General features: G+C 54.3%; 17 protein-coding genes and 7 tRNA genes. 22 read left to right on the top strand and 2 right to left on the bottom strand.

The features are described from left to right. Positions 1 to 214: 214 nt before the first annotated feature. The 12 genes from nagB to ACXKZD_RS14045 all read left to right on the top strand — a co-directional run bounded on the left by nagB (position 215) and on the right by ACXKZD_RS14045 (position 7,248). Positions 215 to 1,015, top strand: coding sequence for a glucosamine-6-phosphate deaminase (gene nagB, locus ACXKZD_RS13990; RefSeq protein ID WP_010260676.1), 801 nt, complete (start codon positions 215 to 217; stop codon positions 1,013 to 1,015). A gap of 62 nt (positions 1,016 to 1,077) precedes the next feature. Further along, positions 1,078 to 2,226, top strand: a complete 1,149-nt coding sequence (nagA, locus tag ACXKZD_RS13995; RefSeq protein ID WP_159227180.1) for an N-acetylglucosamine-6-phosphate deacetylase — start codon at positions 1,078 to 1,080, stop codon at positions 2,224 to 2,226. A gap of 7 nt (positions 2,227 to 2,233) precedes the next feature. Further along, positions 2,234 to 3,454 carry a DNA-binding transcriptional regulator NagC gene (nagC, locus tag ACXKZD_RS14000; RefSeq protein WP_010260667.1) on the top strand — a complete coding sequence of 407 codons (1,221 nt, stop codon included), beginning with the start codon at positions 2,234 to 2,236 and terminating at the stop codon, positions 3,452 to 3,454. 186 nt (positions 3,455 to 3,640) lie between these two features. Then, on the top strand, positions 3,641 to 4,393 hold the full coding sequence (locus tag ACXKZD_RS14005; protein WP_010260664.1) for an HAD-IIA family hydrolase: 753 nt from the start codon (positions 3,641 to 3,643) through the stop codon (positions 4,391 to 4,393). Between the two features lie 307 nt (positions 4,394 to 4,700). Next, complete coding sequence (gene asnB / locus ACXKZD_RS14010) at positions 4,701 to 6,368, top strand: asparagine synthase B (protein WP_010671283.1); 1,668 nt, start codon at positions 4,701 to 4,703, stop codon at positions 6,366 to 6,368. A 218-nt stretch (positions 6,369 to 6,586) separates the two neighbouring features. Beyond that, a tRNA-Met gene (locus ACXKZD_RS14015) sits at positions 6,587 to 6,663 on the top strand. A gap of 9 nt (positions 6,664 to 6,672) precedes the next feature. Beyond that, positions 6,673 to 6,757 (top strand) — tRNA-Leu (locus tag ACXKZD_RS14020). Between the two features lie 22 nt (positions 6,758 to 6,779). Then, positions 6,780 to 6,854: transfer RNA gene (locus tag ACXKZD_RS14025), tRNA-Gln, on the top strand. 34 nt (positions 6,855 to 6,888) lie between these two features. Then, a tRNA-Gln gene (locus ACXKZD_RS14030) sits at positions 6,889 to 6,963 on the top strand. A 22-nt stretch (positions 6,964 to 6,985) separates the two neighbouring features. Continuing rightward, positions 6,986 to 7,062, top strand: a tRNA-Met gene (locus tag ACXKZD_RS14035). A 6-nt stretch (positions 7,063 to 7,068) separates the two neighbouring features. Then, positions 7,069 to 7,143: transfer RNA gene (locus ACXKZD_RS14040), tRNA-Gln, on the top strand. Positions 7,144 to 7,173: 30 nt separating this feature from the next. Further along, positions 7,174 to 7,248 (top strand) — tRNA-Gln (locus ACXKZD_RS14045). 99 nt (positions 7,249 to 7,347) lie between these two features. Here the strand turns inward: ACXKZD_RS14045 and ubiF are convergent. Further along, positions 7,348 to 8,520: a 3-demethoxyubiquinol 3-hydroxylase gene (ubiF, locus tag ACXKZD_RS14050; RefSeq protein WP_022626049.1), complete on the bottom strand. Its 1,173-nt coding sequence runs from the start codon at positions 8,518 to 8,520 to the stop codon at positions 7,348 to 7,350. 172 nt (positions 8,521 to 8,692) lie between these two features. Between ubiF and miaB the strand changes: the two genes are divergently transcribed. From miaB to ACXKZD_RS14095, 9 genes are all read left to right on the top strand, one after another. Then, on the top strand, positions 8,693 to 10,117 hold the full coding sequence (miaB, locus tag ACXKZD_RS14055; RefSeq protein WP_331843044.1) for a tRNA (N6-isopentenyl adenosine(37)-C2)-methylthiotransferase MiaB: 1,425 nt from the start codon (positions 8,693 to 8,695) through the stop codon (positions 10,115 to 10,117). Positions 10,118 to 10,326: 209 nt separating this feature from the next. Beyond that, a complete protein-coding gene (locus ACXKZD_RS14060; RefSeq protein ID WP_010258952.1) occupies positions 10,327 to 11,388 on the top strand; it encodes a PhoH family protein in 1,062 nt (353 codons plus the stop codon). Beyond that, positions 11,385 to 11,858 carry an rRNA maturation RNase YbeY gene (gene ybeY, locus ACXKZD_RS14065; RefSeq protein WP_346437955.1) on the top strand — a complete coding sequence of 158 codons (474 nt, stop codon included), beginning with the start codon at positions 11,385 to 11,387 and terminating at the stop codon, positions 11,856 to 11,858. The genes ACXKZD_RS14060 and ybeY overlap by 4 nt, the downstream gene beginning before the upstream one ends. An 82-nt stretch (positions 11,859 to 11,940) precedes the next feature. Continuing rightward, positions 11,941 to 12,822: a CNNM family magnesium/cobalt transport protein CorC gene (gene corC / locus ACXKZD_RS14070; RefSeq protein ID WP_008925004.1), complete on the top strand. Its 882-nt coding sequence runs from the start codon at positions 11,941 to 11,943 to the stop codon at positions 12,820 to 12,822. Between the two features lie 4 nt (positions 12,823 to 12,826). Then, complete coding sequence (gene lnt / locus ACXKZD_RS14075) at positions 12,827 to 14,350, top strand: apolipoprotein N-acyltransferase (protein ID WP_488981688.1); 1,524 nt, start codon at positions 12,827 to 12,829, stop codon at positions 14,348 to 14,350. Positions 14,351 to 14,790: 440 nt separating this feature from the next. Beyond that, the gene (locus ACXKZD_RS14080) at positions 14,791 to 15,687 is read left to right on the top strand and encodes an amino acid ABC transporter substrate-binding protein (RefSeq protein WP_010258958.1); all 897 of its coding nucleotides are present in this window, start codon (positions 14,791 to 14,793) and stop codon (positions 15,685 to 15,687) included. 280 nt (positions 15,688 to 15,967) lie between these two features. After that, positions 15,968 to 16,708: an amino acid ABC transporter permease gene (locus ACXKZD_RS14085; RefSeq protein ID WP_010258960.1), complete on the top strand. Its 741-nt coding sequence runs from the start codon at positions 15,968 to 15,970 to the stop codon at positions 16,706 to 16,708. Continuing rightward, on the top strand, positions 16,708 to 17,385 hold the full coding sequence (gene gltK, locus ACXKZD_RS14090; RefSeq protein WP_010258961.1) for a glutamate/aspartate ABC transporter permease GltK: 678 nt from the start codon (positions 16,708 to 16,710) through the stop codon (positions 17,383 to 17,385). Before ACXKZD_RS14085 ends, gltK begins: the two co-directional genes overlap by 1 nt. Beyond that, positions 17,386 to 18,111, top strand: coding sequence for an amino acid ABC transporter ATP-binding protein (locus tag ACXKZD_RS14095; RefSeq protein ID WP_010258962.1), 726 nt, complete (start codon positions 17,386 to 17,388; stop codon positions 18,109 to 18,111). Between the two features lie 58 nt (positions 18,112 to 18,169). On the opposite strand, the gene ACXKZD_RS14100 is transcribed toward ACXKZD_RS14095, so the two are convergent. Beyond that, positions 18,170 to 18,652 (bottom strand): zinc ribbon-containing protein, encoded by a 483-nt coding sequence (locus tag ACXKZD_RS14100; protein ID WP_010258963.1) that lies wholly within the window; start codon positions 18,650 to 18,652, stop codon positions 18,170 to 18,172. A gap of 222 nt (positions 18,653 to 18,874) precedes the next feature. Here ACXKZD_RS14100 and leuS point away from each other — a divergent pair, with 222 nt between their 5' ends. Then, the gene (leuS, locus tag ACXKZD_RS14105; RefSeq protein ID WP_010258964.1) at positions 18,875 to 21,457 is read left to right on the top strand and encodes a leucine--tRNA ligase; all 2,583 of its coding nucleotides are present in this window, start codon (positions 18,875 to 18,877) and stop codon (positions 21,455 to 21,457) included. Positions 21,458 to 21,461: the final 4 nt, after the last annotated feature.

Raw genomic sequence — 21,461 nt, forward strand, 5'->3', positions numbered from 1 at the left:
AATTCGCCTCGCAAATTAAAAGCCTGGTAAATGTGATTTTTATCACTAAAAAACATCGTTTCATACGGCAACATCTGGCTATGACCGTAAACTTATTTTATGATCCGAAATATTGAATTATGCGCTGGCCATGGCGACAATGAATCATCTGTTCAGATTGGTGACTCACGCAACGGCTTAGCCATCCCCTTTCTATTTTCAATTGAGGTGAAACATGAGACTGATTCCTTTAGCGACACCAACCCAGGTGGGAAAATGGGCCGCCCGACATATTGTTAATCGTATCAATGCGTTTAACCCGACGGCGGATAAACCTTTTGTCCTGGGGCTGCCAACCGGCGGTACGCCACTGGAAGCGTACAAACACCTGATTGATATGCACAAAGCGGGCCAGGTCAGTTTTAAAAACGTCGTGACATTCAATATGGATGAATATGTTGGCCTGCCAAAAGAGCATCCTGAGAGCTATCACAGCTTCATGTATCGCAATTTCTTCGATCACGTTGATATTCAACCGGAAAATATCAACCTGCTGAATGGTAATGCCCCCGATATTGACGCAGAATGTCGTCAGTACGAAGAGAAAATTCGCGCGTTGGGTAAAATTCACCTGTTCATGGGCGGCGTCGGCAACGACGGTCATATCGCCTTTAACGAACCGGCTTCCTCTCTCGCTTCCCGTACCCGCATTAAAACCCTGACCCATGACACCCGCGTGGCGAACTCCCGCTTCTTTAACGGTGACGTTGATCAGGTGCCTAAATATGCGCTGACGGTCGGCGTCGGTACGCTGCTGGATGCAGAGGAAGTGATGATTCTGGTTACCGGCCATGTTAAAGCGCAGGCATTACAGGCGGCGGTTGAAGGCAACGTTAATCATATGTGGACTATCAGCTGCCTGCAGCTGCACGCGAAATCGGTGGTAGTGTGCGATGAGCCGGCCACCATGGAACTGAAAGTGAAAACCGTGAAATATTTCCGCGAAATGGAAGCGGAAAATATGAAAGGCGTGTAACAGAACATTGTCATGCCCTGCTGTTACGCTGAGTGACAGCAGGCCAGGACGGGAGAAGAGAGATGTACGCATTAGTTAACGGTCGAATCTACAGTGGCCATGAGGTTCTGGATAATCACGCGGTGGTAGTTGCCGATGGGCGTATAGCGCGCGTCTGTCCGCGTGAAGCACTCCCGGCGGATATTGAGCAGCGGGATATGGCAGGGGCAAATATTGCGCCAGGCTTTATCGATCTCCAGCTCAATGGCTGCGGTGGCGTGCAGTTCAATGACAGCCTTGAGGCGCTCAGCATTGAAACGCTGGAAACGATGCAGCGCGCCAATGAAAAGTCTGGCTGCACCAGCTTTTTACCGACGCTTATCACCAGCAGCGACGCCCTGATGAAACGGGCGATTGAAACCATGCGCGCCTACCTGCAGAAACATCAGAATCAGGCGCTGGGTCTGCATCTGGAAGGGCCCTGGCTGAGCAAAGCGAAAAAAGGCACCCACGATCCGGCGCTGATTCGCCTGCCGGATGCGGCAATGGTGCAGTACCTGTGCGACAACGCGGACGTCATCACCAAAGTCACGCTTGCCCCTGAAAATGCGGGTAGCCATGTGATTCGTCAATTGACTGATGCCGGGATTATTGTCTCAGCCGGTCACTCGAATGCGACCTATGAAGAAGCTAAAGCGGGCTTTTCTGCTGGTGTGAGTTTCGCGACGCACCTCTACAACGCCATGCCCACTTTTGCGGGACGTGAACCCGGGCTTATCGGTGCGCTGTTTGATTCGCCTGATGTATACTGCGGCATTATTGCGGACGGTTTACATGTACATTACGCTAACGTGCGCAATGCAAAACGCATTAAAGGCGACAAACTGGTGCTGGTCACGGATGCCACTGCACCGGCTGGCGCAGACATAAGCGAGTTTATTTTTGCAGGCAAAACAATCTATTATCGCGATGGGCTCTGTGTCGACGAAAACGGCACATTAAGTGGTTCTGCCCTGACGATGATTGAAGCGGTACAAAACAGCGTTGAGCATGCAGGGATCGCACTGGACGAAGCGTTGCGCATGGCAACACTCTACCCGGCACGGGCGATGGGCGTGGAAAGGCAGTCAGGCTCGATCGAAGCAGGAAAAATCGCGAACCTGACTGTGTTTACGCGCGACTTTAAAATCATAAAGACGTTTGTCAACGGAGACGACGTCCTGAGCGAGTAAGCACTGAATGACCACTGGCGGCCAGTCACAAATAGGAAATGTCGATCTTGTTAAGCAACTCAATAGCGCAGCGGTTTACCGGCTGATTGATCAACAGGGGCCGATATCGCGCATTCAGATTGCCGAACTTAGCCAGCTCGCGCCCGCCAGCGTCACCAAAATTACCCGTCAGTTGATTGAGCGCGGCCTGATCAAAGAGGTAGACCAGCAGGCGTCTACCGGTGGTCGCCGCGCCATCTCCATCATCACTGAAACCCGCCATTTCCATACCATCGGCGTCCGCCTCGGACGCAACGACGCCACCCTGACTCTGTTTGACCTCAGCGGTAAATCGCTGGCGCAGGAAGATTATGCGCTGCCGGAACGCACTCAGGAGACGCTGGAACATGCGCTGTTTAACGCCATCAGCAGCTTCATTGAGCAGCACCAGCGTAAAATTCGCGAGCTGATCGCGATTTCAGTGATCCTGCCAGGGCTGGTCGATCCGATTAACGGCGTGATCCGCTATATGCCACACATCTCTGTCAGCCGCTGGCCGCTGGTCGCCAGCCTGAAAAAACGTTTTAACGTTACCAGTTTTGTGGGTCATGATATTCGCAGCCTGGCGCTGGCTGAGCACTATTTCGGTGCAAGCCGCGACTGTGCTGACTCGATTCTGGTGCGTTTACACCGTGGCACGGGCGCCGGCATTATTGCCAACGGCCATATTTTTCTCGGCAGCAACGGCAACGTTGGCGAGATCGGCCACATTCAGGTCGACCCGCTTGGCGAGCGCTGTCACTGCGGCAACTTTGGCTGCCTTGAAACTATTGCTGCCAACGGCGCCATTGAAAATCGGGTACGCCATCTGCTGAATCAGGGCTATCCCAGCGTACTGACGCTGGAGGCGTGCCAGATATCTCACATCTGCAAAGCGGCCAATCAGGGTGATGCACTGGCCTGCGAAGTGGTTGAACACGTTGGCCGTTATCTTGGCAAAGCTATCGCGATTGCGATCAACCTGTTTAATCCGCAAAAAGTGGTGCTGGCGGGTGAGATCACTGAAGCAGAAAAAGTGCTGCTGCCCGCGATTGAGGGCTGCATTAATACTCAGGCATTAGAGGCCTTCCGTAAAAATCTGCCGGTCGTGCGTTCCACCCTGGATCATCGTTCCGCTATTGGCGCCTTTGCGCTCGCTAAACGTGCCATGCTTAACGGCATTCTGCTGCAACATCTTCTGGAAGACTAAGAGCCTATCCCAGTAGGCGTAATTGGTGCAGGCAGTCTGGACACGGACAGCGCGGAACAACCGGAGCGTACACGTAGTACGTGAGGATTGTGAGCACTGCCCAGGTTCAGAATGACAAATAAAATAGCCTAATGGGATAGGCTCTAAGCTAACCCGCTGCTGTGGCGGGCCATATCGGATCTGACTATGACCATTAAAAGCGTAATTTGTGATATCGATGGCGTGCTGATGCACGACAACACGGCCGTTCCCGGCGCACAGGAGTTTTTACAGCGCATTCTGGCCAAAGAGATGCCGCTGGTGGTGCTGACGAACTATCCCTCGCAAACCGAGCAGGATCTGGCAAACCGCTTTGCCTCGGCCGGTGTCGAGGTGCCCGACTCCGTTTTCTATACCTCCGCAATGGCAACCGCCGACTTCCTGCGCCGTCAGGAGGGCAAAAAGGCGTATGTGATTGGTGAGGGCGCACTGATTCATGAACTCTACAAAGCGGGCTTTACCATTACCGATGTGAATCCCGATTTTGTCATTGTCGGAGAGACGCGCTCGTTTAACTGGGACATGATGCATAAAGCGGCTTTCTTCGTGGCTAATGGCGCTCGCTTTATTGCCACCAATCCGGATACCCATGCGCGCGGTTTTATTCCTGCCTGTGGCGCACTCTGTGCGGGTATTGAGAAGATATCAGGCCGTCGCCCGTTTGTTGTCGGCAAGCCCAGCCCCTACATCATGCGCGCCGCGCTGAACAAAATGCAGGCCCACTCGGAAGAGACCGTGATTGTCGGTGACAATCTGCGAACCGATATTCTGGCCGGTTTTCAGGCGGGTCTGGAGACTGTGCTGGTGCTCTCCGGCGTCTCGACGCTGAGTGATATCGATGCCATGCCGTTCCGTCCGGACTGGATCTACCCTTCTGTGGCCGATATTGACCTGTTCTGATTCATTTCTCTTATGACGCATCCGGCTATTCTGTGATGCGTCACCCCTTTTTGCGCTATATCTCCCACTTTTACTGTCTGATTTCTGCTCGAAAAAGCCATTTTATTGCTGATCCATCAACTAATCGGCTTTAAAATTATCGTTTATTCAATTTTATTGCCATGCAAGCAATCTTTTTATCAGTAAATCACGATTCCTCTTGCATTGAATGCACCAAATAGCGCATTTTCTTATGTATTACGCAGCATCAGGCTGCCGGACAAACGCAAAAGATAACATCGCCGTAAGGTGAGCTCAGGAGTCAGTTATGTGTTCAATTTTTGGTGTGCTGGATCTGAAAACCGATCCTGTTGAGCTGCGCAAAAAAGCGCTGGAATGTTCACGCTTAATGCGTCATCGCGGCCCGGACTGGTCAGGCGTCTACGCCGATGACCATGCTATTCTGGCGCATGAACGTCTCTCCATTGTTGACGTTAACAATGGCGCACAGCCGCTGTACAACGCCGATCACACCCACGTACTGGCAGTTAACGGCGAAATTTATAACCATCAGGCACTGCGCGCTGAACTCAGCGATCGTTACGCGTTTCAGACCGGTTCTGACTGTGAAGTGATTCTGGCGCTCTATCAGGAGAAAGGTGTCGATTTCCTCGATGAGCTGGAAGGCATGTTCGCCTTTATCCTCTATGACACCGTTAAAAAAACGTACCTGATTGGTCGCGACCACATCGGCATCATCCCGCTCTATATGGGTAACGATGAGCATGGCAACCTGTTTGTTGCTTCAGAAATGAAAGCGCTGGTGCCTGCCTGCCGTTCAATCAAAGAGTTCCCGCCGGGAAGCTACCTCTCCAGCACCGATGGCGAGATCCGCCGTTACTGGCAGCGCGACTGGATGGAATATAAAAACGTTGAGCACAACACCACCGACGCCGCTGGCCTGAAACATGCGCTGGAAGAGTCCGTGAAAAGCCACCTGATGTCAGATGTGCCTTACGGCGTGCTGCTGTCAGGCGGTCTGGACTCTTCCATCATTTCAGCCGTGACCAAGCGTTACGCGGCGAAGCGGGTTGAAGATCAGGATAAAAGTGATGCGTGGTGGCCACAGCTGCACTCCTTCGCGGTAGGGCTGGAAGGTTCACCCGACTTAAAAGCGGCGAAATCGGTGGCGGAGCATCTGGGCACCGTACACCATGAAATTCATTTCACCGTGCAGGAAGGTCTGGATGCCATTCGCGATGTGATTTATCACATTGAAACCTATGACGTCACCACCATTCGTGCCTCTACGCCAATGTACTTAATGTCACGTAAAATTAAAGCGATGGGCATTAAGATGGTGCTGTCGGGCGAAGGCGCAGATGAAGTCTTCGGCGGCTATCTCTATTTCCACAAGGCGCCAAACGCCAAAGAGTTCCACGAAGAAAACGTACGTAAACTGCAGGCGCTGCATATGTTCGACTGCGCCCGTGCCAACAAAGCGATGTCCGCCTGGGGCGTTGAAGCCCGCGTACCGTTCCTGGATAAAAAATTCCTGGATGTGGCGATGCGAATCAACCCGGCCGATAAAATGTGCGGCAGCAACGGTAAAATGGAGAAGCACATTCTGCGTGAATGTTTCTCCTCTTACCTGCCGGAGAGCGTGGCGTGGCGTCAGAAAGAGCAGTTCTCGGATGGCGTGGGTTACAGCTGGATCGACTCACTGAAAGAAGTGGCTGCGAAGCAAATCAGCGATCAGCAGCTGGCTACCGCTCACTTCCGCTTCCCGTTCAACACGCCAGGTTCGAAAGAAGCCTATCTCTATCGTGAGATCTTTGAAGAGCTGTTCCCGTTGGCGAGCGCGGCAGAGTGTGTGCCTGGCGGTCCATCAGTCGCCTGTTCTTCAGCTAAAGCGATTGAATGGGATGAAGCGTTTAAAAACATGGACGATCCCTCTGGTCGTGCCGTGGGTGTGCATCAGTCAGCCTATAAATAAGCCGGCTGAAAGCAACCAGAATGGGCCCGCTGCGGCCCATTTTTTTTACGATTAGCGTTGTATTCACTGAAAAATTGCCGAATAAACACCCAGGCTGGTTATAAGCCAGTCAAACAGCGATTATCTGGCAAAAAACGGTAAAAAAATTGTTGACGCTGTCTGGTCAACTCCGCATAATGCGCCCCGCAACGCCGATGAAGGTAACGCGAAAAAAAGATGGCTACGTAGCTCAGCTGGTTAGAGCACAGCACTCATAATGCTGGGGTCACAGGTTCGATTCCCGTCGTAGCCACCATCTTTTTTTGCGGGAGTGGCGAAATTGGTAGACGCACCAGATTTAGGTTCTGGCGCCGCAAGGTGTGCGAGTTCAAGTCTCGCCTCCCGCACCATTTCATTATTCGGCAGCGTGGATGGGATATCGCCAAGCGGTAAGGCACCGGTTTTTGATACCGGCATTCCCTGGTTCGAATCCAGGTATCCCAGCCAATTTCGATGATTCTCGAGGCTGAGAACGGACGAATGGGATATCGCCAAGCGGTAAGGCACCGGTTTTTGATACCGGCATTCCCTGGTTCGAATCCAGGTATCCCAGCCATCATTGAAATGCAGTACAATTTGGCTACGTAGCTCAGCTGGTTAGAGCACAGCACTCATAATGCTGGGGTCACAGGTTCGATTCCCGTCGTAGCCACCATATAATTGGGGTGTCGCCAAGCGGTAAGGCACTGGTTTCTGATACCAGCATTCCGGGGTTCGAATCCCTGCACCCCAGCCATACAAAAGACAATTTGAAAAACACCATTATTGGGGTGTCGCCAAGCGGTAAGGCACTGGTTTCTGATACCAGCATTCCGGGGTTCGAATCCCTGCACCCCAGCCAAATTGCACAACCTGGCCCGCTTTTGCGGGCTTTGTTGTTTTTGTCGTTCCCCTTCCTGATTGCAGGCCCGCCGTGCGGCGAGCCGACATGCGCAATCTGCTATAACCCCAGCGCGTAGCGCAATACCTGCCGCTTCAGTACCCCGGAATGTTCGGCGGCAATCAATCCGAGATTACGTGCAAACCGCAGCGGTGCCAGCTGATTGCTGAAGGCAAAATAGAACAGATCCATACCGCCCTGCATCAGCATATTGTCTTTACGACGTTGCCGGTGATAGCGCTGCAATACGCGCTCGGATGCCCAATCTTCCGCCGCACCGCGTGCGCTGACCAGCACATTAATCAACGCATCAATATCGCGATAGCCCAGATTCACGCCCTGCCCGGCCAGCGGATTAATGGTATGCGCGGCATCACCGACCAGCGCCAGTCCTGGCAGGACATACCGTGAAGCGTGACGCCGTACCAGCGGGAAGCCGCCCGCCGCATGGGCTTTAAAACGTCCCAGCCGCGCCGGGAAATGGCTGGCTATCTCTTTTTCCAGCTGGGCCATCGGCATCGCCTGTAGCTGCCGGACTCTTGCAGGCGCGTCATACCAGACCAGCGAGGCCCGGTTGCCATACAGCGGCAAGAAGGCGCGCGGTCCCTGAGGCGTAAAGTGCTGCCAGGTCGCATCGCCTGCCGGATGTTCGCAGGTCACGCTGATCAGTAAACAGGATTGCGCATAGCTCCAGCCATGAATACCGATCCCGGCCATCTGTCGCACCTGAGAGTTCGCGCCATCAGCCCCAACCACCAGGCGGGCGTGTAAGGCAACGCCGTCGTTGAGGTCGATGCGCCAGCCGCCATTTTCTGGCTGCAGGTTCTCCAGTGTGGCCGGGCAATAGCAGGTCACGCCCAGCGACTGCATCTCCTCCCATAGCGCCCGCTGAAGCACGCTGTTCTCGACCATAAAGCCCAGCTCGGGCAGCCCCAGCGAGGCCGCATCAAAACTCACCTGCGCCGTCTGCCACTCCCAGGTTTCCAGCCTGCGATAGGGCGCGCTGCGCATCGCCTCTACCCGTGGCCAGACGTTGAGCTGCTTCAGCAACCCCACCGAGGATGACCCAATCGCCGAAATTCGCAGATCGGGATCGCTGTCGGCATCAAAAGGCGCGGGTTCGGCACGCTCAATTACCGCAACGCGAAAATGTTGCTGCGTCAGTCCACATGCCAGCGCCGCACCGACCATGCCACCGCCAACAATCACTACATCAAACTGATTATCCTGCATTGCTTATGTCCCTCTCTTATTCCCGCCAGCCTGCGCAACACGGGTCTGAATAAAGCAAAGTGTACCGGAAAACCGGATTGCTGGCAGAAAAGCCCTGAGGCTGGTCACAACAGCATCAAAGCATTACAATACGCGCCCCGCACTTCACTGCACTGAATCAATGGTTAGCGCGATGACAAAAAAACTGCATATCAAAACCTGGGGATGTCAGATGAATGAGTATGATTCATCCAAGATGTCTGATCTGCTGAACAGTACGCACGGCTATACGCTGACCGAGGTTCCTGAAGAGGCGGATATTCTGCTGCTTAACACCTGTTCTATTCGTGAGAAAGCGCAGGAGAAAGTATTCCACCTGCTGGGACGCTGGAGAAAACTCAAAGAGCGCAACCCGGATGTGATTATCGGCGTGGGCGGCTGCGTGGCGTCGCAGGAAGGGGATCATATCCGCCAGCGTGCGCCCTGCGTGGATATCGTTTTTGGTCCGCAGACACTGCACCGCCTGCCGGAGATGATCAACACCGTGCGCGGCACCAAAAGCCCGGTGGTCGACATCAGCTTCCCGGAAATCGAGAAATTTGATCGCCTGCCGGAACCGCGCGCAGACGGCCCGACTGCCTTTGTCTCCATCATGGAAGGCTGCAACAAATATTGTACTTTCTGCGTGGTGCCTTACACCCGTGGCGAGGAAGTGAGCCGTCCCAGCGATGACATTCTGCTGGAGATCGCTCAGCTGGCGGCGCAGGGCGTGCGTGAAGTTAACCTGCTTGGCCAGAACGTTAACGCCTATCGTGGTGCCACCTTTGATGGTGAAATCTGTACCTTCGCTGAGCTGCTGCGCCTGGTCGCCGCCATCGACGGTATCGACCGCATTCGCTTCACCACCAGCCACCCGATTGAGTTCACCGATGACATCATCGAGGTCTACCGCGATACGCCGGAACTGGTGAGCTTCCTGCACCTGCCGGTTCAGAGTGGATCAGACCGTATTCTGACGCTGATGAAGCGTGCTCATACCGCGCTGGAGTATAAGGCGATTATCCGCAAGCTGCGCGCGGCGCGCCCGGATATTGAAATCAGCTCTGACTTCATCATTGGTTTCCCCGGTGAAACTCAGCAGGATTTCGAGCAGACCATGAAGCTTATCGCCGAGATCAATTTCGACGTCAGCTTCAGCTTTATCTACTCTGCCCGTCCCGGCACGCCCGCCGCTGACCTGCCGGATGATGTCAGCGAAGAGGAGAAAAAGCAGCGTCTGTGGATCCTGCAGGACCGCATTAACCAGCAGGCGCAGGCGATCAGTCGCCGCATGGTGGGCACAGTGCAGCGTATTCTGGTGGAAGGCATCTCCCGCAAGAACGTGATGGAAGTCTCTGGCCGCACCGAAAATAACCGCGTGGTGAATTTCGAAGGCTCGCCTGAAATGATCGGCCGCTTTGTGGATGTTGAGATTGTTGATGTCTACACCAACTCGCTGCGCGGCAAACTGGTGCGTACTGAAGACGAGATGGGGCTGCGCATGGCGGAAAGCCCGGCGTCCGTGATCGCCCGTACCCGTAAAGAAAATGAAATCGGCGTGAGTCTGTTCCAGCCGTGATGCCCGCTTTACTGTGCGGCAGCGCGCATCGCGTTGCCGCCAATTTCACTTTGCACCACTTGCTTTCTGAAAGTGTCGCCCAAATATCTCTCCATAAGCTTGCGCCCAGGCGTTACGGCATAAATAATTTCGTTATGGTGCATCCGGTTAAGTTTAACGGTGCGTCAGACACATCCCATAACTGGCCCTGAGTGACCCAAAGGATTCGTTTGAATATCGAAACTCGTGAAATCGCCCTTGAACCGGCTGATAACCGTCGTCTGATGAGCCTGTGTGGGCCTTTCGACGATAATGTAAAACAGCTTGAGCGTCGTCTGGGCATTGAGATCAATCGTCGCGACAACGTTTTTAAGCTGTCAGGACGTCCACTTTGCGTCAATGCCGCAGCAGATATTCTGAAAACCCTCTATGTCGATACCGCGCCTGTGCGTGGCGACATCCCGGATATTGAGCCTGATCAGATTCACCTGGCGATCAAAGAGAGCCGGGTACTGGAGCAAACCGCTGAGAGCGTGCCGGAGTATGGTAAAGCGGTCAATATCAAGACCAAGCGCGGTGTGATCAAGCCGCGCACTCCAAACCAGGCCCAGTACATCGCTAATGTGCTCGACCACGATATCACCTTTGGTGTCGGCCCGGCGGGTACCGGTAAAACCTATCTGGCGGTAGCCGCGGCAGTGGATGCGCTGGAGCGTCAGGAGATTCGCCGCATCATGCTGACCCGCCCTGCCGTCGAAGCGGGTGAAAAGCTGGGCTTTCTGCCAGGCGATCTGAGCCAGAAAGTCGACCCTTATCTGCGTCCGCTCTACGATGCGCTGTTCGAAATGCTCGGCTTCGAGCGGGTGGAAAAGCTGATGGAGCGCAACGTCATTGAAGTCGCCCCGCTGGCCTACATGCGTGGTCGTACCCTGAACGATGCGTTTATCATTCTTGATGAGAGCCAGAACACCACCATCGAGCAGATGAAAATGTTCCTGACGCGTATCGGCTTTAACTCTAAAGCGGTGATTACCGGCGACGTTACCCAGATTGACCTGCCGCGTCACGTCAAGTCAGGCCTGCGTCATGCCATTGAGGTGCTGGCGGACGTTGAAGAGATCAGCTTCAACTTCTTCCACAGCGAAGATGTGGTGCGCCATCCGGTGGTTGCCCGCATTGTCACCGCCTATGAAGCCTGGGAAGCGGCCGATCAGACCCGTCGTGACCAGCAGGCCGAAGAGCGTAAACGTGAAGCACTGGCTGCACAGAGCGCCACGCAGGAGAGCAAATGAGCGAGGTGATTCTCGACCTGCAGGTCGCCTGTGACAACACCGCTGACCTGCCTGATGAAAGCCAGTTTCATCGCTGGCTGTCCGCGGCTGTCACCCCTTTTCAGCCCGAAAGCGAAGTTACAGTGCGTCTGGTTGATGAAGCGGAGAGTCATGAGCTTAATCTGACTTATCGCGGCAAAGACAAGCCGACCAACGTCCTCTCTTTCCCGTTTGAAGCACCGCCGGGCATTGAGCTGCCGCTGCTGGGCGATCTGATCATCTGCCGCCAGGTCGTTGAGCAGGAAGCCGCTGAACAGGGTAAAAGCGTTGAGGCCCACTGGGCACATATGGTGGTACACGGCACGCTGCATCTGCTGGGTTACGACCATATTGAAGACGACGAAGCGGACGAGATGGAAGGGCTGGAGACCGAGATAATGCTTGCTCTTGAGTATCCTGATCCGTACATTTCGGAGAAAGAAGACGCCTGAATCCTGAATTCAGTCAATCCTGCTGTCAGTACAGGCTACTGACAGCACCCATTCCTCACCAGAGAGATCTTTAAAAACCGCCATGAGCGACGACCATTCTCAAAACAGCGATGCACCCAGTAGTAAAAAGGGATTTTTCTCCCTGTTGATCAACCAACTCTTTCACGGTGAACCAAAAAGCCGTGATGAGCTACTGGAGCTGATCCGCGACTCGAATAACAAAGAGCTGATTGACCAGGACACCCGCGACATGCTCGAAGGGGTACTGGATATTGCGGAGCAGCGCGTGCGTGACATCATGATCCCGCGCTCGCAAATGATCACCCTGAAACGTAATCAGAGCCTCGAAGAGTGCCTGGATGTCATCATCGAATCCGCCCATTCTCGTTTCCCGGTGATCAGCGAAGATAAAGATCATGTGGAAGGGATTCTGATGGCGAAAGATCTGCTGCCGTTTATGAGCAGCGAATCTGAGCCTTTCAGCATTGAGAAAGTGCTGCGTCCTGCGGTGGTTGTGCCTGAAAGTAAGCGTGTTGACCGGATGCTGAAAGAGTTCCGCTCCCAGCGTTACCATATGGCGATCGTCATTGATGAGTTTGGCGGTGTCTCCGGTCTGGTGACCATTGAAGACATCCTGGAGCTGATCGTCGGTGAAATTGAAGATGAGTATGACGACGAAGAAGATCGTGATATCCGTCAGCTCAACCGTCACACCTTTACCGTGCGTGCACTGACCGCCATTGAAGATTTCAACGAGGTGTTTGGCACCCAGTTCAGTGACGATGAAGTCGACACCATCGGTGGTCTGGTAATGCAGGGCTTCGGTCATCTGCCCGCTCGCGGTGAAAGCATCGAGATTGAGGGTTACCAGTTCAAGGTGGCGATGGCTGACAGCCGCCGCATCATCCAGGTTCACGTGACTATTCCGGAAAATTCGCCACAACCTCAACTGGAAGACGAATAAGTCTATGGCTTTAGCCTCACTCTACCCGCGTCAGCGGGTTCGCCTGCTGCTGGCTTTAATAACGGGTGCACTTGGCACCCTCGCCTTTTCTCCCTACGATTTCTGGCCCGCTGCACTGCTCTCGCTGTGTGGCTTACAGCTGCTGACTCTTAACCGCTCCAGCCCGCAGGCCAGCGCCATTGGGTTTGTCTGGGGTTTAGGTCTGTTCGGCAGTGGCATCAACTGGGTTTATGTCAGTGTCGCCACCTTTGGCGGCATGCCTGGCCCGGTCAATGTCTTTATCGTAGCGCTGCTGGCGGCTTATCTGGCGATCTACCCGGCGCTGTTTGCCGGCGTACTGAATCGCATCTGGCCGCGAACGACGCTGTGGCGCCTGGCGCTGGCGGCACCGGCATTGTGGCAGATCACCGAGTTCCTGCGCGGCTGGGTGCTGACCGGCTTTCCGTGGCTGCAGTTTGGTTACAGCCAGATCGATGGCCCGTTAAAAGGCCTGGCCCCACTGGCGGGCGTAGAGACGCTGACCTTCCTGCTGATGGTGGTGGCTGGCCTGCTGGCTTATGCCCTGCAACAGCGCAACGTCAGAAGTCTGGTAGCAGCGCTGCTGCTGCTGGCATTGCCATGGCCGTTGCGCTACATCCAGTGGGTTCAGCCGATGCCCGAGCGGGCCGTCGAGGTGGCGCTGGTCCAGGGGAACATTCCGCAATCGATGAAGTGGGATCCGCAGCAGCTGCTCACTACCCTGCGCATTTACAATGGTCTGAGTCAGCCGCTGATGGGCAAAGCGCCGATTATTATCTGGCCTGAATCGGCAATTACCGATCTGGAGAGTAATCAGCAGCCGTTCCTGCGTTCGCTGGATGACGAACTGCGTGAGCGCGGCAGCTCGCTGATCACCGGCATTGTGGACTCCCGGCTGGAGCAGAACCGATATCACGATTACAACACCGTGATCGTGCTGGGCGGTAAAGCGCCATACAACTACTTCAGCGGCAATCGTTACCAGAAGAATCACCTGGTGCCATTTGGCGAATTTGTGCCGCTGGCCGATCTGCTGCGTCCGCTGGCCCCGTTCTTCGATCTGCCGATGTCGGCCTTCAGTCGTGGCAACTACCTCCAGCCGCAACTTAGCGTGGCGGGCTATAACCTGACCAGCGCCATCTGTTATGAGATCGTGCTGGGAGAACAGGTGCGGGCCAACTTCCATCCTGACACCAACTTCCTGTTGACCGTTTCGAACGATGCCTGGTTTGGTCACTCTATCGGCCCATGGCAGCACTTCCAGATGGCGAGGATGCGTGCGCTGGAGCTGGGACGTCCGCTGTTGCGCAGCACCAATAATGGTGTGACGGCGGTGGTCAATGCCAGTGGTGATGTGGAAGCCATGCTGCCGCAGTTTACCCGCGATGTGCTGACCAGCAAGGTTACGCCAACGCGGGGAGAAACCCCTTATGCGCGGGCTGGCATCTGGCCAGTATGGTCACTGACGCTGCTGGCGGCGGTGATAGCACTCCTGCGCCGTCGTCGATAACCTCCCCTCCTGTGCTCACTGAAGGCGAAGCACGTGCTTCGCCTTTTTCATGGTGACTCTCCGGTTTTTTTCACTCCCCACGCCGCACACTCTGCTGTCTTTCTAACTCATAACCTCTTTCTGGCACGATGATTGCAAAATGTTTCACTGCTTTTCGCAAACAGGCTGATTGCAGGCGCTGATGCCGGGCGGGTTGCACCAAAACAATTGACGCTGCTGCACCATTAACGCGCAGGGTGAAAAAATTGCCTTTTTTTGGTGCGTATCACCTCGCAAAAAAGAAACTTTTTTGTTTCATTGCGTTAACAATCCGCTATGTTAATGACTCTTCTGCGCCCGTTTAAACCGCAGAATGAGCAGAAACGCAGCAGAAAACAGACTCAACATCATAATCAGCGCAGGTTATATCCTGTGCCTTTTTCATACGAAGGAGTTGGAACATGCAACTACGCAAAGTGGCATTATCTCTTCTGCTGATCAGCGCAGCGGCGGGAGCGGCCCAGGCGGAAGATCTCAGCGGCACCCTGAAGAAGATCAATGACAATGGCGTCATTGTGGTCGGGCATCGCGAATCATCAGTTCCCTTTTCTTATTATGACAACCAGCAAAAAGTCGTCGGCTACTCACAGGCTTACTCAAACGCCATCGTTGAAGCGATTAAAGCAAAGCTGAACAAGCCTGATCTGCAGGTCAAAATGATCCCGATCACCTCACAAAACCGTATTCCGCTGCTGCAAAACGGCACCTACGATTATGAGTGTGGCTCGACCACCAATAACCTTGAGCGCCAGAAACAGGCCGCCTTCTCAGACACTATTTTTGTTATCGGCACCCGTCTGCTGGTTAAGAAAGATGGCCCGATCAAAGATTTCGCTGACCTGAAAGGCAAAACCGTAGTGGTGACCTCAGGTACCACCTCTGAAGTGCTGCTGCACAAACTCAACGACGAACAGAAACTGGATCTGCGCATCATCAGCGCAAAAGATCACGGCGACTCCTTCCGTACGCTGGAAACCGGTCGTGCCGTGGCCTTTATGATGGATGATGCCCTGCTGGCAGGCGAACGCGCCAAAGCCAAAAAGCCGGACAACTGGGAAATTCTGGGCACGCCACAGTCAAAAGAAGCCTATGGCTGCATGCTGCGTAAAGATGATCCGCAGTTCAAAGCCCTGGTGGATGAAACCATTGCTAAAGCCCAGACCTCTGGCCAGGCAGAAAAATGGTTCGACACCTGGTTCAAACAGCCGATTCCACCAAAGAACCTGAACATGAACTTTGAGCTCTCTGATGACATGAAAGCGCTGTTCAAAACGCCAAATGATAAAGCACTGAATTAACAACAAAATACCCAATGGATTTCAGATTGCATTGAGGCAGCAGAAAAATGACTCCCGATGAGCCTGCTCCGGTAAGTGATTCGGGTGAGTGAATGTAGCCAACAAAAATGCAGCCTGAAAGACGACGGGTATAACAAGGGCGGCCTGGCTGCCCTCTCGATTGCTGAAACCGCGGCATGGACAGACAGACTGACACGGGTCGTTCCCCTGAGTCAGGAAATAAAACGCCGTTCATCAATCTTCAGGGTAGCTTAGCTACCCTTTTTTTCCGGAGCTCGTTATGGGTATCGATTGGAACTGGGGCATATTCCTCGAACAGGCCCCGTTCGGTAACACGACCTACCTCGGCTGGCTGTGGTCCGGTTTTCAGGTGACAATTGCCGTCTCCTGCTGCGCCTGGATTATCGCCTTCTGCGTGGGTTCATTTTTCGGCATTCTACGCACCGTGCCTAATCGCCTGCTGTCGACCATTGGCACCTGCTATGTCGAACTGTTTCGTAACATCCCACTGATCGTCCAGTTCTTCTTCTGGTATCTGGTAGCGCCCGAGCTGGTGGGCGAAAAGCTTGGCATGTGGTTTAAGTCTGAGCTGGATCCCAACATTCAGTTCTTCCTCTCCTCGATGATCTGTCTTGGCCTGTTTACCGCCGCCCGCGTCTGCGAGCAGGTGCGCGCAGCGATTCAGTCACTGCCGAGTGGACAGAAGAATGCCGGTCTGGCGATGGGCTTAACCCTGCCGCAGACCTATCGCTATGTGCTGCTGCCGAATGCGTATCGCGTGATTGTGCCGCCGATGACCTCGGAAATGCTGAACCTGGTGAAGAACTCCGCTATCGCCTCCACCATTGGTCTGGTCGATATGGCGGCGCAGGCGGGCAAACTGCTCGACTATTCTGCCCACGCCTATGAATCCTTTACCGCTATTACGCTGGCCTACGTTGCGATTAACCTGGTGATTATGTTGTTGATGAGTCTGGTCGAGCGCAAAGTCCGGCTGCCAGGCAATGCGGGAGGCAAGTAATGTACGAGTTTGACTGGAGTTCGATTACACCCAGCCTGCCCTATCTGCTTAATGGCTTAGTGATCACCTTTAAGATCACGATTACCGCCGTGGTCTTCGGCATCCTGTGGGGCACTCTGCTGGCGGTGATGCGCCTGTCGACGTTTAAGCCTATCAGCTGGTTCGCTAAAATTTACGTCAACCTGTTCCGCTCGGTGCCGCTGGTTATGGTGCTGCTGTGGTTCTATCTGGTCGTGCCGAGTTTTCTGCAGCAGGTGCTGGGGCTGTCGCCCAAAACGGATATCCGACTGATTTCGGCCATGGTCGCCTTTTCGCTGTTCGAAGCGGCGTACTACTCTGAAATTATTCGCGCCGGCATCATCAGTATCTCGCGTGGACAGGGCAGTGCGGCTCTGGCGCTGGGTATGACGCAGTGGCAGGCAATGCGACTGATCATCCTGCCACAGGCGTTTCGCGCCATGGTTCCGCTGTTACTGACGCAGGGTATCGTGCTGTTCCAGGATACCTCGCTGGTTTATGTCTTAAGCCTGGCGGACTTCTTCCGTACCGCATCCACCATTGGTGAGCGTGATGGCACCCAGGTTGAAATGGTTCTGTTTGCAGGTCTGGTCTACTTCGTTATCAGCCTGAGCGCATCGCTGTTGGTCAGCTATCTAAAAAGAAAAAGGACGGTTTAAATGATTAGCCTGAAAAATGTTTCTAAGTGGTATGGTCACTTTCAGGTGCTGACCGACTGCTCAACCGACGTCAAAACCGGTGAAGTGGTGGTGGTATGCGGCCCGTCCGGCTCCGGTAAATCAACGCTGATCAAAACGGTGAACGGCCTTGAGCCGATTCAGCAGGGCGTGATTGCGGTGAACGGCACCGAGGTGAATAACAAAAAGACTAATCTTGCGCAGCTTCGCAGCCAGGTCGGGATGGTGTTCCAGCACTTCGAGCTGTTTCCGCATCTGAGCATTATCAACAACCTGGTTCTGGCGCAGGTGAAAGTGCTGAAGCGCGACAAAGCTGCAGCCCGCGATAAAGGGCTGAAGCTGCTGAAGCGAGTGGGTCTCTCCGCCCATGCTGAGAAGTTTCCCGGCCAGCTCTCAGGTGGTCAGCAGCAGCGTGTGGCGATTGCGCGAGCGCTCTGCATGGACCCTATCGCGATGCTGTTTGATGAACCCACCTCCGCGCTGGATCCGGAAATGATCAACGAAGTGCTGGATGTGATGGTTGAACTGGCACAGGAAGGGATGACGATGATGGTGGTGACCCATGAGATGGGCTTCGCCCGTAAGGTTGCCAATCGCGTGATCTTTATGGATGAAGGGAAAATTATCGAAGACACCAACAAAGATGACTTCTTTAATAATCCACAGTCTGAGCGCGCTAAAGATTTCCTCGCAAAAATCCTGCACTAAACCTGACGAACAGGCGGGTCACCCAGGGTGGCCCGCTTCATTTAGCTACGCCGCACTATCAGGGTTCAAACGGCTGACGCTGGAACTGATCGTTGCCGCATTCCGGACAACGTGACAGCGTTTCAGGCGTGTAGATTGCCCGGGTGAACTGGCATTTCTCACAGACCAGATTGCCCAGCCCCACCACTTCCCCGCTCTGATAAACCCCGTGATGATGCAGATCCTGGAAGACCTCTCGCCACTCCAGCTGACTTTTATCGGTGATATCCGCCAGCTCTTTCCAGACGCTCTCGCGGATGATGCGCATAAACAGTGAGTCCGCCAGCGGTTCTTCCACATCGGTGTAGCTGCGTGCAAACTCGCCCAGATCACGGCGCACTGAGCTGAGCGCCTGGTCAATCTCCTGTTCCGTCATATCATCACGCACCAGCAACTGGCTTCGTCGCCCGGCAATCAGCTCATCAAGGTTACGATCGCCCTGACGAAGACGTTCGGTCAATACGGCTAACGACTCGCGATATTCCTGAGCCACTTTATTCATTTTGTTCTCCTTTATGCAGACCCTCGCTGAACTAAGTTTAGTCGTAATGTTGCTTTTGCCGTGTCGTCTGTACAGTGAATTACAAAAGGGTGAAGGCTCTGACGCTTTCGGCAGAAATCGTGCCGGCAAAAGTGGGAAGTGTTGTTGATACGCGGCCTTATGGGTATGCTATGCGGATCTTAGAGCCAGAAAAATGTTTTTCATAAAGGACCACAGGCAGCCATGCAAGAGCAATACCGCCCGGAAGAAATTGAATCCCGTGTGCAGCAGCACTGGGATGAAAACGAAACGTTTAAAGTGACTGAGCAGGAAGGTAAAGAGAAATACTATTGCCTCTCCATGTTGCCCTATCCTTCTGGCCGCCTGCACATGGGCCACGTTCGTAACTACACCATCGGCGACGTAATCGCGCGTTATCAGCGTATGCTCGGCAAAAACGTACTACAGCCGATTGGCTGGGATGCTTTCGGCCTGCCTGCGGAAGGCGCTGCGGTGAAAAACAACACCGCTCCGGCCCCGTGGACTTACGACAATATCGCCTACATGAAAAACCAGCTCAAACTGCTGGGCTTTGGCTATGACTGGAGTCGTGAACTGGCAACCTGCCAGCCAGAGTACTATCGCTGGGAACAGTGGTTCTTTACCAAACTGTATGAAAAAGGCCTGGTCTATAAAAAGACCTCTGCCGTGAACTGGTGCCCGAACGATCAGACGGTGCTGGCGAACGAGCAGGTGATCGACGGCTGCTGCTGGCGCTGCGACACCAAAGTTGAGCGTAAAGAGATCCCGCAGTGGTTTATCAAAATCACCGATTATGCGGAAGAGCTGCTGAACGATTTGGATACGCTGGAAGAGTGGCCTGAGCAGGTCAAAACCATGCAGCGTAACTGGATTGGCCGCTCTGAAGGTGTCGAAATCACCTTCGATGTGGCTGACAGCGAAGAGAAGGTCACCGTCTACACCACCCGCCCGGATACCTTTATCGGCGCAACCTATGTTGCCGTTGCCGCAGGCCATCCGCTGGCGACCCAGGCGTCGGTCAATAATCCGGCGCTGGCTGACTTTATCGCTGAATGCCGCAATACCAAAGTGGCCGAAGCCGATATGGCGACCATGGAGAAGAAAGGCATGGCGACCGGCCTGTCTGTTGTTCATCCGCTGACCGGCGAGCTTATCCCGGTCTGGGTTGCCAACTTCGTACTGATGGAATATGGCACCGGCGCTGTGATGGCGGTTCCGGCGCACGATCAGCGCGACTGGGAGTTTGCCACTAAATATGATCTGCCGATTAAGCCGGTCATCCTGAATCTGGATGGTTCCATTCCTGATGTCAGCATCGCGGCGATGACTGACAAAGGTGCGCTGTTCAACTCAGGTGAGTTTAACGGCATGGATCACGCCACCGGTTTTAACGCCATTGCGGATTCGCTGGCGGCAAAAGGCGTGGGCGTGCGTAAAGTGAACTACCGCCTGCGCGACTGGGGTGTCTCCCGTCAGCGCTACTGGGGTGCCCCTATCCCGATGGTGACGCTGGAAGATGGCACCGTTATGCCTGCACCAGAAGACCAGCTGCCGGTGATCCTGCCGGAAGATGTGGTGATGGATGGCATTACCAGCCCAATCAAAGCGGATCCGGAGTGGGCTAAAACCACGGTAAACGGCCAGCCAGCCCTGCGTGAAACCGACACCTTTGACACCTTCATGGAGTCTTCCTGGTACTACGCGCGTTATACCTGCGCCAGCTACAAGGAAGGCATGCTGGATCCGGCAGCGGCAAACTACTGGCTGCCGGTCGATCAGTATGTGGGCGGTATTGAACACGCCATCATGCACCTGATGTATTTCCGCTTCTTCCACAAGCTGCTGCGTGACGCGGGCCTGGTGAACTCCAATGAGCCAGCCAAACGTCTGCTGTGCCAGGGCATGGTGCTGGCTGACGCCTTCTACTACCTTGGTGCCAACGGCGAGCGTAACTGGGTTTCACCGGTTGACGTTGAGGTTGAGCGGGATGAGAAAGGCCGCATTGTTAAAGCCACAGACACGCAGGGCCGCGAAGTGATCTACGCGGGCATGAGCAAAATGTCGAAGTCGAAAAACAACGGCATCGACCCACAGCTGATGGTTGAGCGTTACGGCGCGGATACCGTGCGTCTGTTTATGATGTTTGCTTCACCGGCGGATATGACGCTGGAGTGGCAGGAGTCGGGCGTTGAAGGGGCGAACCGCTTCCTGAAACGTGTCTGGAAGCTGGTCTTCGAGCATACACAGAAAGGTGCGACAGTGGCACTGGATGTGGAGAGCCTGAATGACGAGCAGAAATCGCTGCGTCGCGATCTGCACAAAACCATCGCCAAAGTGGCGGATGATATTGGCCGTCGTCAGACTTTCAACACCGCCATTGCGGCGATCATGGAGCTGATGAACAAACTGGCACGCGCCCCGCAGGAAAGCGAGCAGGATCGCGCTCTGATGCAAGAAGCGCTGCTGGCCATCGTCCGTCTGCTCTATCCGTTTACCCCGCACGCCTGCTATGTTCTGTGGCAGACGCTGGGTGGCGAAGGCACTATCGATGAAGCGAGCTGGCCGGTTGCGGATGAAGCCGCTATGGTTGAAGATTCGCTGCTGGTAGTGGTTCAGGTTAACGGTAAAGTGCGCGGTAAAATCACCGTGCCAGCCGATGCAACACAGGAACAGGTTCAGGCACGCGCTGCGCAGGAGCATCTGGTAGCGAAGTATCTGGACGGCGTGACTATCCGTAAAGTCATTTATGTACCGGGCAAACTGCTTAACCTGGTCGTAGGTTAAGTTC

It is taken from the genome of Pantoea sp. ABR1s (assembly GCF_057812235.1).

Bases quoted from the DNA above. Each gene is read 5' to 3' on its own strand.
- nagB (WP_010260676.1), top strand. From the start codon at position 215: ATGAGACTGATTCCTTTAGCGACACCAACCCAGGTGGGAAAATGGGCC.
- nagA (WP_159227180.1), top strand. From the start codon at position 1,078: ATGTACGCATTAGTTAACGGTCGAATCTACAGTGGCCATGAGGTTCTG.
- nagC (WP_010260667.1), top strand. From the start codon at position 2,234: ATGACCACTGGCGGCCAGTCACAAATAGGAAATGTCGATCTTGTTAAG.
- ACXKZD_RS14005 (WP_010260664.1), top strand. From the start codon at position 3,641: ATGACCATTAAAAGCGTAATTTGTGATATCGATGGCGTGCTGATGCAC.
- asnB (WP_010671283.1), top strand. From the start codon at position 4,701: ATGTGTTCAATTTTTGGTGTGCTGGATCTGAAAACCGATCCTGTTGAG.
- ubiF (WP_022626049.1), bottom strand. From the start codon at position 8,520: ATGCAGGATAATCAGTTTGATGTAGTGATTGTTGGCGGTGGCATGGTC.
- miaB (WP_331843044.1), top strand. From the start codon at position 8,693: ATGACAAAAAAACTGCATATCAAAACCTGGGGATGTCAGATGAATGAG.
- ybeY (WP_346437955.1), top strand. From the start codon at position 11,385: ATGAGCGAGGTGATTCTCGACCTGCAGGTCGCCTGTGACAACACCGCT.
- corC (WP_008925004.1), top strand. From the start codon at position 11,941: ATGAGCGACGACCATTCTCAAAACAGCGATGCACCCAGTAGTAAAAAG.
- lnt (WP_488981688.1), top strand. From the start codon at position 12,827: ATGGCTTTAGCCTCACTCTACCCGCGTCAGCGGGTTCGCCTGCTGCTG.
- ACXKZD_RS14080 (WP_010258958.1), top strand. From the start codon at position 14,791: ATGCAACTACGCAAAGTGGCATTATCTCTTCTGCTGATCAGCGCAGCG.
- ACXKZD_RS14085 (WP_010258960.1), top strand. From the start codon at position 15,968: ATGGGTATCGATTGGAACTGGGGCATATTCCTCGAACAGGCCCCGTTC.
- gltK (WP_010258961.1), top strand. From the start codon at position 16,708: ATGTACGAGTTTGACTGGAGTTCGATTACACCCAGCCTGCCCTATCTG.
- ACXKZD_RS14095 (WP_010258962.1), top strand. From the start codon at position 17,386: ATGATTAGCCTGAAAAATGTTTCTAAGTGGTATGGTCACTTTCAGGTG.
- ACXKZD_RS14100 (WP_010258963.1), bottom strand. From the start codon at position 18,652: ATGAATAAAGTGGCTCAGGAATATCGCGAGTCGTTAGCCGTATTGACC.
- leuS (WP_010258964.1), top strand. From the start codon at position 18,875: ATGCAAGAGCAATACCGCCCGGAAGAAATTGAATCCCGTGTGCAGCAG.